The sequence below is a fragment of the Aequorivita soesokkakensis genome (genome assembly GCF_001641085.1).
Classification (GTDB): domain Bacteria; phylum Bacteroidota; class Bacteroidia; order Flavobacteriales; family Flavobacteriaceae; genus Aequorivita; species Aequorivita soesokkakensis.
The window spans coordinates 39499-53613 of sequence record NZ_LXIE01000005.1; the positions used below are offsets into that span (position 1 = coordinate 39499).

The window sequence follows — 14115 nt, forward strand, 5'->3', positions numbered from 1 at the left end:
CGCAGGCAGGAATCTTTTAATTTTTTTCTGAAATATTTTTTTTCAGAACACACAGAAAAGCTACCCAAAGGTTTTTCATTGGTCAACCACAACAACACAACAACACTCGACTGATATACAGTCGTTGACCATTTTTAACCGTCCGTTTTACGGACAAAATGAAAAACAAATGATACCTAAAGTATTTAGAGAGGTCATAGACCTTGGTGATGGACGTGAAATTTCCATCGAAACCGGAAAATTGGCAAAACAGGCCCACGGTTCTGTTGTTGTACAATCCGGAAAATGTATGTTGCTATGTACCGTAGTTTCAAACTACAAACAGAGCGATGTTGATTTTCTACCCTTAACAGTAGATTATCGCGAAAAATTTGCCGCTTCGGGTCGTTATCCAGGTGGTTTCTTCAAAAGAGAAGCTAGACCGAGCGACGGTGAAGTATTAACAATGCGTCTTGTGGATCGTGTATTGCGCCCACTTTTCCCAAAAGATTATCACGCTGAAACACAAGTGATGATTCAATTGATGAGCCACGATGATGATGTTATGCCAGATGCAATGGCAGGTTTGGCAGCTTCTGCGGCTATCCAGCTTTCAGATTTTCCTTTTGAATGTGCTATTTCTGAAGCACGTGTGGGAAGAATCAACGGTCAATTCGTAATAAACCCTTCAAGAGCGCAATTGGAAGAATCAGACATTGATATGGTGATTGGTGCTTCTGCAGATTCTGTGATGATGGTTGAAGGCGAAATGAAGGAAATTAGCGAAGAAGAAATGGTTGAAGCCATTAAATTCGCTCACGAACACATTAAAAAACAGTGCGAAGCGCAACTTAGATTGGCTGAAGCATTTGGCAAAAAAGAAGTTCGTGAATACGAAGCAGAACGCGAAGATGAAGATTTGAAGAAAAAGATTCACACAATGGCTTATGATAAAGTGTATGCCGTTGCAAAATCCGCTTCTGCAAAACATGAACGCAGTGCTTCTTTTGATGAAATTAAAGAAGAAATCAAAGCCACATTTTCTGAAGAAGAATTGGCAGATTTTGGAGATTTAGTTTCAAAATATTATTACAAAGCAGAAAAAGCTGCCGTTCGTGACCTTACCTTAAATGAAGGTTTACGTTTGGATGGAAGAAAGACTGACGAGATTCGCCCAATCTGGTGCGAGGTTGATTATTTACCTTCCACACACGGTTCTGCAATTTTCACACGTGGGGAAACACAAGCTTTGGCAACCGTAACTTTGGGAACTTCCCGCGAAGCAAACCAAATTGACATGCCATCTTTTGAAGGCGAAGAGACTTTCTACCTTCACTACAACTTCCCTCCTTTCTCAACTGGTGAAGCGCGCCCAATTCGCGGTACTTCCCGTAGAGAAGTTGGTCACGGAAACTTGGCGCAAAGAGCTTTGAAAGGAATGATTCCTGCAGATTGCCCTTACACAGTTCGTGTAGTTTCAGAAGTATTGGAATCTAACGGTTCCTCTTCTATGGCAACGGTTTGTTCTGGAACAATGGCGTTGATGGATGCTGGGGTTCAATTGAAGAAACCAGTTTCTGGGATTGCAATGGGATTGATTTCTGATGGCGAAACTGGAAAATATGCAGTACTTTCCGATATTTTAGGTGATGAAGATCACTTGGGCGATATGGACTTTAAAGTAACCGGAACGGCTGACGGAATCACTGCTTGCCAGATGGATATTAAAGTGAAAGGTCTTTCCTATGAAATTTTGGTAAATGCGCTGAAACAAGCTGCTGCCGGAAGACTCCATATTCTTGAAAAATTGACGGATACCATCGCAAAACCAAATGCAGATGTGAAACCTCACGCTCCAAAAATGATCACCGTTACTATTCCGAACGAATACATCGGTGCATTGATTGGACCAGGAGGAAAAGTAATCCAAGAGCTTCAAAAAGCTACCAAAACCACGATTGTTATCAACGAAGATCCTGTTACCGAAGAAGGTATCGTGGAAATTCTTGGAACAAACCAAGAAGGAATTGATGCGGTATTGGCGAAAATTGATTCGCTTACCTTCAAACCAGAAGTGGGTGGCACATATAAGGTTAAGGTTATAAAAATGCTTGATTTTGGTGCGGTAGTTGAATATTTGGACGCTCCCGGAAACGAAACCTTGCTTCACGTTAGCGAACTTGCTTGGGAACGTACGGAAAATGTAACCGATGTTGTAAATATGGGTGATGTGTTTGATGTGAAATTTATCGGTTTCGATCCTAGAACGAAAAAGGATAAAGTTTCAAGAAAAGCATTGTTGCCAAAACCGGAAGGTTACAAAGAGCGCCCACCCCGCGATGATAACCGTAGTGGTGGACGTGATAATCGTGGACGCGACAATCGTGGTCGTGACGATCGCAACAGTCGCGATAGAGATAGAAAGAGAGATTAATTCTTTTTAAATAAATAAAAAAGCCTTCAGAAATGAGGGCTTTTTTTATTTATACGGACTTCTGCTTTTGCGAGTGAATTGAAGATGAAGTCCTGTACTGAAAATCACTCTGTCTGGATTTAGATTTACGTGAAACTTCAGACCAATTGAAAAGCCTCGTTTCAACATACCTCTAACCACAATAGTTAGCGGCACTCCTATAGTGGAATAAAAAACATCCGTATTTTTATAAGATCCATTTGCGCCATTATATATTTCTTCATAGGTACGAATATCCACATAACCCAAACCTCCAAAAACATCCGTATACAGCCGTTTGTATATTCTAAATTCCCTACCATAATAAAGATTTAGTTCATAGTAGGCGTCATCAGAACCCGGGAAAAAGGCAAAGTATTCTGCACCTCCCTCAGCTCCCACGGCAAAAATATTATTCTGGTATGAAAAGCGTAAGTCCCCACTAAATGATGGTCCCAACGAATTTCCGTCAGTGTATACTGCTGAAGGAGAAAAGCTAAATGAATGATATGCTAGCTTCGTGCCTGACTCATTTTCTTGAGAGTATCCTTTAAAAAAACTAAAAAGTATAAATAAATAAAGTAGCCTTTTCAACATTAAATATAAATTATAGATATAACCAAAGATGAAAAAAAACCACAACAACGCAACCTTTTAAAAATTTTCAGACTATAAGGAAAAGAACAATCAATAATCCTTTTTAAATCTTAAAAACAATGATATCTATTCCAAAACCAATTATTAAATCAATCCTCTTTGGCTTATTAATAATAAGCTATAGTTGCAGTAAAGACCCTGAAAATATTGTAGAAATTGAGGAAGCTGACACAAATGATTGTTTTAAAATAGGCGATGAGTTTCAGGGTGGAATCGTTTTTTATATAGACGCAACCAATGAGCACGGTTTGATAGCGGCTACGGAAGATCAAAGTAGTGGTGCAATATGGGGATGTCCGGAAACAACTGACCCTATAGCAAACCAACGAGATATAGGCTTTGGAAATGCCAACACAAATGCAATTGTAAATAATTGCGCTGAAGTAAATACCTCCGCTAAGATTTGTTCGGAATTAATTTTGAATGGGTATGATGATTGGTTTTTACCCACCGTGCATGAGCTAGAATTATTATATCACAATAGAAATTTGGTCGGAGGTTTTTCAAGTACAAATTATTCGAGTTCCTCCGAAGGGAAAAATAATGATGGCATTTATAAAGATGTTATTTCAATTGATTTTGGTTTAAATCCTGTTCATGCAGATAGGCAACAACCTATAGATAAAACAACCCCCCTAGCTGTTCGCGCAATCCGTAAATTTTAATAAACACATTATGAAGAATAATTTTATAAAAACTTCAATTTTACTTTTAAGTTTAACTTTTTTCACCAATTCGTCATTTGCCCAGAACGATTGCTTTAAGATTGGTGACGAATATCAAGGGGGCATTATATTCTACATTGACCAAACCGGAGAACACGGCTTGATTGCCGCACCTTCTGACGAACCCGGATTTGCAATTTATGGCTGTTTAGGAAATACCAGCCCCATAGCAGATAATTCAGAAATAGGTTCAGGCGATAGTAATACCCAAGGAATCGTTAATTATTGCGAAGAAGAAGGAATTGCCGCTAGACTATGTTCCGATTTATCACTAAATGGCTATTCTGATTGGTTTCTCCCCTCAATTAATGAATTGGAAATGTTATATCTAAACAGAAATGCTGTCGGCGGGTTTGACAATACAGAAACTTCTGCATATATAAGTTCTACAGAAGCAAGGCCAGCACCCGCTTATTACAGAAGTTGGGCGTATGATTTTGGAAGCCCCCAATTAATTCCGTATACAAGAAAAGTTGTTTCACAAAAGGACAATACTTTTAAAGTAAGAGCTATTAGAAAATTTTAAAAATCTATTATGAAAAATCTTCGGTATATTTCAATTATTCTTCTACTTGCAATTTTCAATTCCTGTGAAGACGAACCTTTGGGAAAAGCAGATCCATCAAAGGTAATTCAAGTAAATTCTGAGCTTTATAATCTCATTGAAAAAGCGGCAGGAAACGATTTTGAAAACGAATTGACCTGTATTGATTTCAATTATGCTTTTACACTTGTTATTTATGACGAGAATATGGATATTTTCGGCTATCAAGTTATAAATAGCGATAGTGAATTCAGTGAATTTTTGGGAACCTTGGAAGAAGGAAAATCCATCAGTCTCAGTTATCCAATAACCAGTATTTTAGATAATGGCCAGCCTTACGTGATTAACAATAATGATGAGCTAAAAGAAGCAATTGATAAATGTTTGGAGGAAGATACAATCACAACCTGCAACAACATACTTACACAGCCCACCTGCATTTGGAAAATAAGGCATATTAACGGGCCAAATACGGAATATGGTAGCTCCTATTTTGAAGTGAGCTATTATGGCAATGCAGGACTTTACTTTCAAGAGGAGGCCTTTGGCGGAACTTGGGTTACTTATTTCATAGAAGATGAATTGCATCTAAATATTTTCTTAACAGGAAATCAAGAAATAAGCGATGACTGGAATTTTGATTGGAAAGTGGTAAGTTTTAACGAAGCGCAAATGGAAATAACCAACGGAACCGATACCTATCAATTAGTAAAGGATTGTTACGAACCTTGCCGAAAATTTCTATATGAGGAATGTGAAATAGAACCGGGTTCCCAAAGAGCAATTTTTGATTTGGAAAGTTATTTTGATTGTTTCTTCCCCTTCACTGGCATTCCAGATCCTTCAATGGTAACCTGGAGCTATTATGAAACATTTGAAGATATGCTTGCTGGCACAAACCCTATTGTCAATTTAATGTATGAAAACAGCATAAACCCACAAATAATTTATATTAGATTTGATGATATTAATACGGGGAATCCGCTGGTTTATGTGCCAATAATTTTAAAAGCAATATCTTGTTAATACTACTTAAATGTATCAATATGAAAGCAAAAACATTTTTTTCCGCACTATTTATAATTGCAAGTGTTATTACAAATGCACAAGTAGCAACTATTAATTGGCAAAATACTATTGGAGGAAATGCAAGGGAAGGATCTCGTACAATTCAGCAAACAAGTGATGGCGGAATTATAATTGCAGGTGTTTCGGAATCCAACGCATCTGGTGATAAGACAGAGAATTCTCAAGGTGAAGATGATTTATGGATTGTAAAATTAAATTCTGTTGGAGCTTTAGAATGGGAAAATACCATTGGTGGCAGTGCAATGGAAATAATTCAATCCCACGGAACCGCTATACAACAGACCTCTGACGGAGGCTATATTATAGGATGCAACTCAAATTCCAATATTTCAGGAGATAAAACCGAAAATTCAAACGGTGATTTTGACTTCTGGATAATCAAATTAAATTCTTCCGGAGAAATTGAATGGCAAAATACTATTGGCGGCAGCAACGTAGAAATTTTTGGAAGCATTTTCAATACAAGTGATGGGGGATATATTTTAGGTGGCAGCTCAAACTCCAATATTTCAGGGGATAAAAACGAAAACTCCAAAGGAAGTGAAGATTATTGGGTGCTTAAACTTAATAGCTCCGGAAACATTGAATGGCAAAAAACCATTGGAGGAAATGCTGCAGATCAATTGGAAGAATTAAAACCAACTGCAGATGGAGGGTACATTTTGGGAGGTTGGTCTATTTCTGGTATTTCTGGAGATAAATCGGAGGCTCCAATTGGTGCTTGGGACTATTGGATTGTTAAAATTGACAGTTCGGGAAACATAGAATGGGAAAACACCATTGGCGGTGATGACGTTGAATATTTCAGTCAAATTTTTCAAACCAATGATGGGGGTTATATTCTGTCGGGTGATTCTCTATCCAATATTTCGGGAGACAAATCTGAAAATTCAAATGGCGAAAATGATTTTTGGATAATAAAACTCAATAATTTAGGAGAAATTGAATGGGAAAATACAATTGGCGGTAGCGATTTAGATTCTCGACCTACAGCATTCCCAACAGAAGAAGGAGGTTATATTGTTGCGGGTAGCTCGTGGTCAAATATATCAGGTGATAAAACAGAAAATTCAAAAGGTGAGCAGGACATTTGGATTCTTAAATTAAATGATTTAGGAGAAATTGAATGGCAAAAAACCATTGGTGGAAATAGTTCGGATTGGGTTTTTGATATTATTCAAAATAATGATGGTAGCTATACAATTGGAGGGAACTCATATTCAAACATTTCAGGTGATAAAACAGAAAACTCCAAAGGTGCCTCAGATTATTGGATAGTAAATTTTTCAACTATTCTAGGGGTTGAGGAAAATCCAACTATTAACACAATCACTCTATATCCAAACCCAGCAAATAGTGTTCTTTACATAAAAAACTCAGAGAGAATTATTGATAGCCTAATCATATATTCTCCTTTAGGAAAAATTATAGATGAGTTTACGGTGAATAATAATTCAGCAGCCGTGGATATTTCAGGATTGGCAACGGGAATTTATTACATCACTTTAAAAAGTGGCAATGATAAAACCATTAAAAAATTTGTAAAAAAATAAACCATGAAAAAGCATCAACTAAAATTTTTGGGGTTATTATTTATTGTAGCATTATTGTTTAATTCCTGCAACAAAAATGATGACACTCCTGAAGAAAATTTAATATTGGAAATAGGCATGGAATACCAAGGAGGGATCATTTTCTATTTGGATAATACTGAAGAACACGGATTAATTGCATACCAATCTGACCTTGCAGATGCTCCTTGGGGATGTTTCCATCAGCCAAGCCCAATACCTCCAACCGCTCCAATTGCCCAAAATGACGGAATCGGATTTGGCGAACAAAATACGCTTGCAATTGTTAACTTTTGTGACGAACCAGATAGTGCGGCGCGACTAGCCTATGATTTAGATGCTAATGGATATGATGATTGGTATCTTCCCTCCATTGATGAATTGAAATTGATTTATGAAAATAGAGATTTAATTGGAGGCTTTCCCGATTTGAACAATGACCCTAATGAAGAATATATTATTTACTCCAGTTCTTCAGAAGGATGGGGAACAAATGATGGTGACGGAGGTTTTTTATATTTAAATTATCAAGTGTATGAATTTTCCGTGACTACTATCTTTCCAGATGAAAGAAGACTTTTTACTGGAAAAGACAACGCAATGAAAGTAAGACCTATCAGATCCTTTTAAAATTTTAGGAGAATTTATTTGAAAATAGAAGAATTAATAAAACAATGCATAAAAAATGACCGGACAGCACAGAACGAGCTGTTCCGGCAATACAAAGACACGCTTTATTTTACCTCTTTAAAATACTGCAGAAACGAAGCCGATGCCGAAGATAATCTGCACGATGCATTTATAACCATTTTTCAAAAAATAAAAACATATAGAAACAAAGGCTCTTTTGAGGGATGGATGAAGCGAATAACCATTTATAAAGCAATTGATAAATACAAAGCCAACAAACCGTTAAGTATTGAATTAAAAAATGATATTCTGGAGGAAAACGTTACGATTGAGGAAGAACAAAATCTTTCGCTAGACCAACTTTTAAAACTCATCCAAGAGCTGCCAGACCAATACAGGCTGGTTTTTAACCTGTATCAACTTGATGGATTTTCACACAAAGAAATTGCCGTGCTTTTAACTATTTCAGAAGGCACCTCAAAATCTAATTACCACCGCGCAAAATTGATATTGCGCGATAAAATTGAAGCATTTAAAAAACCCCAACACCTAAAAACAAACTAAAATGGGACAAAAGAAAGACATAGGGCAGCTTTTTGAAAACAAGCTGAACCACGCAAAAAAGATTCCCAACACAAGTCTTTGGGAGAAAATAAACGCTTCTTTGGATGAAGAAAAACGCAGAAAAAAAAGACTTTTTTTATATTGGCTTGTGAGCGGTGGAATTTCTGTTTTACTGGGGCTGCTTCTATTGTTTGGCAATGAAATGTTTTTTAGTTCCAGTTTGTCCAAACATCAAAATACTGTTCCTTTAAACGAACAGTCCAACACAATCTCTGAAAATGAAAACGGCGAAAATACTGTAGAAATTTCAACAGAAAATTCGCAAACTATTAAAAATACAGGTGAAGAAAAACTTACGAGAATAATTCTTCCCGAAGAGAATAGAGAATCAAGTGAGGCAGGAAATCCTTTAGATAAAAATGCTTCAGCGCAATCTGTAGCTGCTGAAAACAAATCAATAAAAAATAAATCTAAGCATAAAAGCACGGATGAAAATTTTACTGTTACCAAAAATTACTATTACTATAATAGCAAGGATGGAAAGCAGATTGTAACAAAAAACAAAGACGAAATTGATAGTTTAATTTTAGAACACTACAAATCTTTAGATTCAACTGTTTCTAAAAAAGATGAAGGTCCTCTAGATTAAGGTTCTGCTTTCTGTAGCTTGAATTAGCAAAATCTTAAAAAAATTAAAACTTTTGTAACCTTTTCTGCGTTTCTTACGTATAATAAAGTACACAAGTTTTAAACCTTAATCTACAGGACAAACCTTAAATGAGACAACTTAAAATTACCAAGCAGGTAACCAACAGGGAAACTGCTTCATTAGACAAGTACCTTCAAGAAATTGGAAAAGTTGACTTAATCACCGCAGACGAAGAAGTAGAATTGGCACAACGCATAAAAGCGGGTGACCAGCGCGCTTTGGAAAAATTGACCAAAGCTAACCTTCGTTTCGTCGTTTCGGTGGCAAAGCAATATCAAAACCAAGGGCTTACCCTTCCCGATCTTATTAATGAAGGAAACCTTGGCCTTATTAAAGCTGCACAACGTTTTGATGAAACGCGTGGTTTTAAATTTATTTCGTATGCTGTTTGGTGGATCCGTCAGTCTATTCTTCAAGCTTTGGCTGAGCAATCGCGTATTGTACGACTTCCTTTAAATAAAATTGGAAGCATCAACAAAATCAACAAAATGTACGCTTATTTGGAACAAGCCAATGAGCGCCCGCCTTCCGCTGAAGAAATTGCAAAAGAGCTGGATATGACCATCAACGACGTAAAAGAGTCCATGAAAAACTCTGGCCGTCACGTATCGATGGATGCTCCGCTTGTTGAAGGCGAAGACAGTAATCTTTATGACGTTTTGCGAAGCGGCGAAAGCCCAAACCCAGATCGCGCTTTGTTGCACGAATCGCTTAGAACAGAAATTGAGCGTGCTTTGGAAACATTAACGCCACGTGAAGCTGACGTTATTCGTTTGTACTTCGGCTTGGGTGACCAGCATCCAATGACTTTGGAAGAAATTGGCGAAACCTTTGATCTTACCCGCGAACGTGTTCGTCAGATTAAAGAGAAGGCAATTAGAAGATTGAAACACACTTCAAGAAGTAAAATATTAATGACCTATTTGGGATAATGCCCATAAAGATAACTTACAGTATCAGTTTTTCAGCCAGTCTGAAAAAATACTGTTCGTTTTTTGATTGATGAATGAATCCTCGGCTGATTACCGGGGATTTTTCATTCCATAAAAAATTAATACCAGTTCAATAATTCATATTTTTGCAAAAACATTTTTAAAATGAGCCACACAATTATAGCCCCATCCATTCTTGCAGCAGATTTTGCTAACCTACAACGCGATATTGAAATGGTAAATAACAGTGAGGCCGATTGGTTTCATCTTGATGTAATGGACGGTGTTTTTGTTCCAAACATATCTTTCGGCATGCCGGTAATAAAAAGCATTGCTGCTCACGCCAAAAAACCATTAGACGTACATTTGATGATCATTGATCCCGACCGATATATTAAAGCGTTTGCAGATTTGGGAGCAAATGTACTTTCAGTTCATTTTGAGGCTTGCACACATCTTCACCGTACGCTCCAAGGAATAAAGGCAGAAGGAATGCAGGCAGGTGTTGCTATAAATCCGCACACCAACGTTTCTCTTTTGGAAGATATCATCAATGATATTGATTTGGTTTGCATGATGAGTGTAAATCCAGGTTTTGGCGGACAAAGTTTTATTGAGAATACTTATAAAAAGGTAAAGCAGCTCCGAAAAATAATTGAAGCAAATGGTGCAAAAACTAAAATTGAAATAGACGGCGGTGTGACCAATAAAAACGCTAAACAATTGGTTGATGCCGGCGCCGATGTTTTGGTGGCAGGCAGTTATGTTTTTGGGGCGAGCAATCCAACACAAACAATTAAAGATTTAAAAAAAAATAGTACTATAGTACTGTAAAATGCCCACTGTTTCCTCTTCTGAAAATTTATTTGATGTTTTAATAGTTGGTGCTGGCCCAATAGGCATAGCTTGTGCATTGGAATGCAAAAAGAAAAGGCTTAATTACGTTGTAGTTGAAAAAGGGACACTCACCAATTCGCTCTATAACTATCCGCTAAATATGAATTTTTTTTCCACTTCGGAAAAATTGGAGATTGATGAAATTCCTTTTATTAGTAATAATCCCAAACCTACCAGAAATGAGGCTTTGGAATATTATCGGCGTGTTGCAACTTCAAATGAACTTCAAATTAATTTATTCGAAAGAATTCTTTCCGTTGAAAAAAATGGAACATATTTTAAAATTGTTTCAGAAAAAAATAATTACCAAGCCAAAAATATAATTGTAAGTACTGGTTTTTATGACATCCCAAAAACACTGGACGTTCCAGGGGAAGAATTACAGAAGGTGACACATTACTACAAAGAGGCCCATCCATTTATATTGCAAAAAGTTGTTGTTGTTGGCGCTAGTAATTCAGCAGTAGATGCTGCGTTAGAAATATGGCGAAAAGGCGGTGAAGTAACTATGGTTGTTCGCGGACCGGAAATTGGTGAACGTGTAAAATATTGGGTAAAACCCGATATTGAAAATAGAATTGAAGAAGGAAGTATTAAAGCATATTTTAATTCTGAAATAGAAAAAGTTACCGAAAACGAAGTTTTTATAAATACTCCAAAAGGCACAGAAATTTTACAAAATAATTTTGTGATTGCGCTTACTGGGTATCAGCCAGATTTTGATTTTCTTAAAAAAATGGGGATTAAATTTTCAGCTGATGGAAAATTATTTCCGAGCTACGATCCAGAAACTATGGAGACAAATGTTGAAGGTGTTTATTTGGCGGGTGTTATATGTGGGGGGATGGAAACACACAAATGGTTTATTGAAAACTCCCGAATCCATTCCAAAATTATTGCTGAGAATATTTCAAAAAAAATTAATATCCCGCGAAATTAAAGTTTAGCAACTTCTTTGTATAATCATACAGTTTTGGAAAAATTGTTTTAAAATCCTGTGGTGATTCAAAAAAATATTCAGCCAAAACGGCCATAAATTCATATTGGTTGGTGAAGGCATATTCACGAAAATATTTTGTTTTGTCCAATTGATCTTTTACTTCCTGTTTGGTCAATTGTTTTAAAATATTCTGAAATTGTTTCGTGAAACGTGCAGAATCAATATCGCTACTGTTTTTTGCCTCCAATTGCATAGCGTGCATAAACTCGTGTATTCCCACATTCAGATTGTCATTGTTTATTTGAAAACCTTCCAAAAAATCTTTCCAGGAAAGCACCAGCGCTCTCTCTTTAGGGTTGAATTCGCCCTTATGAAAATTATTATTTACGGTACTGTAAAATTCAGCCGGGTAAATAAGAATAAAATCAATTAATGAGTAAGTATAGTTTTTTCGCCCAAAACTGAGCATACATGCTATTGCCGCAATTAAAACTTTGATTTGTTCAGTAACGATCAACTCTCCCCTGCCGATAAATTTCTTTTTTGATAGAAATTCTACAATTCTATGCTGAAACTGTCTTTTATGTTTTTCTGAAAGATTGTTATAAAATTCAAAATCGTTTTCAAGAATTTTGATTTGGGAGGGTATTAATTTCTTATAAACAAAGTAATGCCTAAAAAGTGGTCTATTGAAACTTTTAGCGAACCAACCTTCGAATATCCTAAATAGAAAAAAAGTAAAGCCCAGTAAAACAATCCCGTATGCATAAGGAGCAAGCCAAGGAGCATAGGCTTCAGATAGGAAATAAATATACATATTGAAAGTAAAAGTGTTTTATAAAGGCTTAAGTATAACGTTTTAGCTAATGCTTTATTTCTTTATTAAAAAAAGGTTGCAAAAAAAATCCCCGGCATTTCTGCCGAGGATTTTTGTAATTTAAAGTATTATTGAATTCTTTTTTTTAGAAATCAAAAGTGTAAAACTTATCCCAGAACAATTGTGTTTCTGGAGCGTCTCCGCCGATAGCGCTAGCGGCAGCTTCATAGTTTGCACCGTTTAGTGTTTGCTCTCCTACTGGATAATTATATCTTACTGGGAAACCAGATTGAGCATCTGTTGGTTGAACCAAAATTGGATAATCCAAACGACGAACACTTAGGTATGAAGCAAATGTTCTGTTATAAAGACCTAAATATGCTTGTGTTCCTATTACTTGTTTCCAAGCTGGAGTAGAAGTACTGCTTGCCAATGCGCTAGTGTAATCAACACCAGAGCTAGCTAGGTAAGCAGAAGGATCACCTGCATTCCAATAAGCAAAAGAAGCAGTAATACCAGCCACATAATGGCTTTCTGCACTTCCACCAACATTATATCCTCTTGCAGCAGCTTCAGCCATCAAAAATTCAGCTTCAACATATGAAAGAATTACTCCAGGTTCAGTTGGATCTACAACACGGTCAGCAACGTGTGAAAAGTTAAAGTAAGTTGAAGGTGTTCCTATTTCTCCCCCTAAGTACTCACCATCAATAGTTGTAAAGTAAGAAGCTCTACGAGGATCTTCCAAACCGTTCATGATATCAACAATTGTTGCACCAGCAACATAATCATTACGTCCGCTTAACACCAGGTTGTTGTTCATTGGGTTATTGTTTGGTGCATTAGCAGAGTATTGGTAGCTACCATTATCAGCATTGCTACTAAATACTCCTGAAGATACAGCAGATTCAACAGTTGATTGTGAAAGACCAGCATCAACATCAGCAAGCATAATACCCATTCTAAGTTTCAAGGTATTTGCAAACTTTTTCCATCCTGCAACGTTTCCGTTATACATAAGGTCAACTGTTCCGTTTGAATCAAAACTTCCATTTCCAGTATTCATACTGTTAACAGCAGCTGTCAAACGAGAAATTAAGTCCTTATATACAGTAAGTCCATCATCATACTTTGGCAAAAGATTTTCAATATCCAATGCTTCAGAATAAGGAACGTCACCATAAGTTTCAACTAAATTGCTAAATGCATATACAGAAAGAACCTCAATGATTGCAAGTTTGTTTTGCTTTAAATCATTTGTGATTGGGTTATTTGTTGCAGAAATAATAGTTGCCGCTTCGTTTAAGTCTCTTAAAACATCACGATACATTTCTCTCCAGTGGTTATCCGGAATAGGACGTGTAGTTTGATCATAGTTACTTTCGTCAGCATAGGTAGTTTCCTGTAACTGTTGAGTCCATAACCTTAAGTTATTAAGGTTAACGTTAGGAGTGACTACCTGATCGGCAAGTTGTTTTTGAGCTGATGAAAATAAACTTTCACCACTCACCGATGTTGGGTCTTTTATATTTTGGTTCAGGTCCTCAAGATTGTCTGAACACGACACGGCCATAACTGCCGCAGTTAAAATTAAAATCAGTTTCTTCAT

14 protein-coding genes are annotated in these 14115 nt (G+C 36.6%); 11 read left to right on the forward strand and 3 right to left on the reverse strand.

Going from position 1 to position 14115, the window contains the following annotated elements; translation table 11 throughout:
• The first annotated feature begins 169 nt into the window (after positions 1-169).
• Entirely contained in the window at positions 170-2413 is a 2244-nt protein-coding gene (locus A7A78_RS04145) for a polyribonucleotide nucleotidyltransferase (RefSeq protein WP_068761191.1), read from the forward strand.
• A gap of 45 nt (positions 2414-2458) precedes the next feature.
• Here the strand turns inward: A7A78_RS04145 and A7A78_RS04150 are convergent, their stop codons facing one another.
• A complete protein-coding gene (locus tag A7A78_RS04150) occupies positions 2459-2890 on the reverse strand; it encodes a CBS domain-containing protein (protein ID WP_131811104.1) in 432 nt (143 codons plus the stop codon).
• A gap of 257 nt (positions 2891-3147) precedes the next feature.
• Between A7A78_RS04150 and A7A78_RS04155 the strand changes: the two genes are divergently transcribed.
• The 10 genes from A7A78_RS04155 to A7A78_RS04200 all read left to right on the forward strand — a co-directional run bounded on the left by A7A78_RS04155 (position 3148) and on the right by A7A78_RS04200 (position 11689).
• On the forward strand, positions 3148-3753 hold the full coding sequence (locus A7A78_RS04155; protein WP_068761193.1) for an Lcl C-terminal domain-containing protein: 606 nt from the start codon (positions 3148-3150) through the stop codon (positions 3751-3753).
• A 10-nt stretch (positions 3754-3763) separates the two neighbouring features.
• A complete protein-coding gene (locus tag A7A78_RS04160; protein ID WP_068761194.1) occupies positions 3764-4339 on the forward strand; it encodes an Lcl C-terminal domain-containing protein in 576 nt (191 codons plus the stop codon).
• Positions 4340-4348: 9 nt separating this feature from the next.
• On the forward strand, positions 4349-5383 hold the full coding sequence (locus A7A78_RS04165; protein ID WP_068761195.1) for a hypothetical protein: 1035 nt from the start codon (positions 4349-4351) through the stop codon (positions 5381-5383).
• Between the two features lie 20 nt (positions 5384-5403).
• Positions 5404-6999 carry a T9SS type A sorting domain-containing protein gene (locus tag A7A78_RS04170; RefSeq protein ID WP_068761196.1) on the forward strand — a complete coding sequence of 532 codons (1596 nt, stop codon included), beginning with the start codon at positions 5404-5406 and terminating at the stop codon, positions 6997-6999.
• A 3-nt stretch (positions 7000-7002) separates the two neighbouring features.
• On the forward strand, positions 7003-7647 hold the full coding sequence (locus A7A78_RS04175) for an Lcl C-terminal domain-containing protein (protein ID WP_068761197.1): 645 nt from the start codon (positions 7003-7005) through the stop codon (positions 7645-7647).
• Between the two features lie 18 nt (positions 7648-7665).
• Positions 7666-8211, forward strand: a complete 546-nt coding sequence (locus A7A78_RS04180) for an RNA polymerase sigma factor (RefSeq protein WP_068761198.1) — start codon at positions 7666-7668, stop codon at positions 8209-8211.
• Between the two features lies 1 nt (position 8212).
• The gene (locus A7A78_RS04185; protein ID WP_068761199.1) at positions 8213-8860 is read left to right on the forward strand and encodes a hypothetical protein; all 648 of its coding nucleotides are present in this window, start codon (positions 8213-8215) and stop codon (positions 8858-8860) included.
• 128 nt (positions 8861-8988) lie between these two features.
• Positions 8989-9852, forward strand: coding sequence for a sigma-70 family RNA polymerase sigma factor (locus A7A78_RS04190; protein WP_068761200.1), 864 nt, complete (start codon positions 8989-8991; stop codon positions 9850-9852).
• A gap of 165 nt (positions 9853-10017) precedes the next feature.
• Positions 10018-10686, forward strand: a complete 669-nt coding sequence (gene rpe / locus A7A78_RS04195) for a ribulose-phosphate 3-epimerase (protein WP_068761201.1) — start codon at positions 10018-10020, stop codon at positions 10684-10686.
• Between the two features lies 1 nt (position 10687).
• Positions 10688-11689 carry a YpdA family putative bacillithiol disulfide reductase gene (locus tag A7A78_RS04200; protein WP_068761202.1) on the forward strand — a complete coding sequence of 334 codons (1002 nt, stop codon included), beginning with the start codon at positions 10688-10690 and terminating at the stop codon, positions 11687-11689.
• On the opposite strand, the gene A7A78_RS04205 is transcribed toward A7A78_RS04200, so the two are convergent.
• Together A7A78_RS04205 and A7A78_RS04210 are read right to left on the reverse strand one after the other, a co-directional pair.
• Complete coding sequence (locus A7A78_RS04205) at positions 11670-12506, reverse strand: zinc-dependent peptidase (RefSeq protein ID WP_094746031.1); 837 nt, start codon at positions 12504-12506, stop codon at positions 11670-11672. The genes A7A78_RS04200 and A7A78_RS04205 overlap by 20 nt on opposite strands.
• Before the next feature lie 145 nt (positions 12507-12651).
• Positions 12652-14115, reverse strand: a complete 1464-nt coding sequence (locus A7A78_RS04210) for a SusD/RagB family nutrient-binding outer membrane lipoprotein (RefSeq protein WP_068761203.1) — start codon at positions 14113-14115, stop codon at positions 12652-12654.

Excerpts from the sequence above, each read along its gene's own strand:
- A7A78_RS04145 (WP_068761191.1), top strand. The coding sequence starts at position 170 with ATGATACCTAAAGTATTTAGAGAGGTCATAGACCTTGGTGATGGACGT.
- A7A78_RS04155 (WP_068761193.1), top strand. The coding sequence starts at position 3,148 with ATGATATCTATTCCAAAACCAATTATTAAATCAATCCTCTTTGGCTTA.
- A7A78_RS04160 (WP_068761194.1), top strand. The coding sequence starts at position 3,764 with ATGAAGAATAATTTTATAAAAACTTCAATTTTACTTTTAAGTTTAACT.
- A7A78_RS04165 (WP_068761195.1), top strand. The coding sequence starts at position 4,349 with ATGAAAAATCTTCGGTATATTTCAATTATTCTTCTACTTGCAATTTTC.
- A7A78_RS04170 (WP_068761196.1), top strand. The coding sequence starts at position 5,404 with ATGAAAGCAAAAACATTTTTTTCCGCACTATTTATAATTGCAAGTGTT.
- A7A78_RS04175 (WP_068761197.1), top strand. The coding sequence starts at position 7,003 with ATGAAAAAGCATCAACTAAAATTTTTGGGGTTATTATTTATTGTAGCA.
- A7A78_RS04185 (WP_068761199.1), top strand. The coding sequence starts at position 8,213 with ATGGGACAAAAGAAAGACATAGGGCAGCTTTTTGAAAACAAGCTGAAC.
- A7A78_RS04190 (WP_068761200.1), top strand. The coding sequence starts at position 8,989 with ATGAGACAACTTAAAATTACCAAGCAGGTAACCAACAGGGAAACTGCT.
- rpe (WP_068761201.1), top strand. The coding sequence starts at position 10,018 with ATGAGCCACACAATTATAGCCCCATCCATTCTTGCAGCAGATTTTGCT.
- A7A78_RS04200 (WP_068761202.1), top strand. The coding sequence starts at position 10,688 with ATGCCCACTGTTTCCTCTTCTGAAAATTTATTTGATGTTTTAATAGTT.
- A7A78_RS04205 (WP_094746031.1), bottom strand. The coding sequence starts at position 12,506 with ATGTATATTTATTTCCTATCTGAAGCCTATGCTCCTTGGCTTGCTCCT.
- A7A78_RS04210 (WP_068761203.1), bottom strand. The coding sequence starts at position 14,115 with ATGAAGAAACTGATTTTAATTTTAACTGCGGCAGTTATGGCCGTGTCG.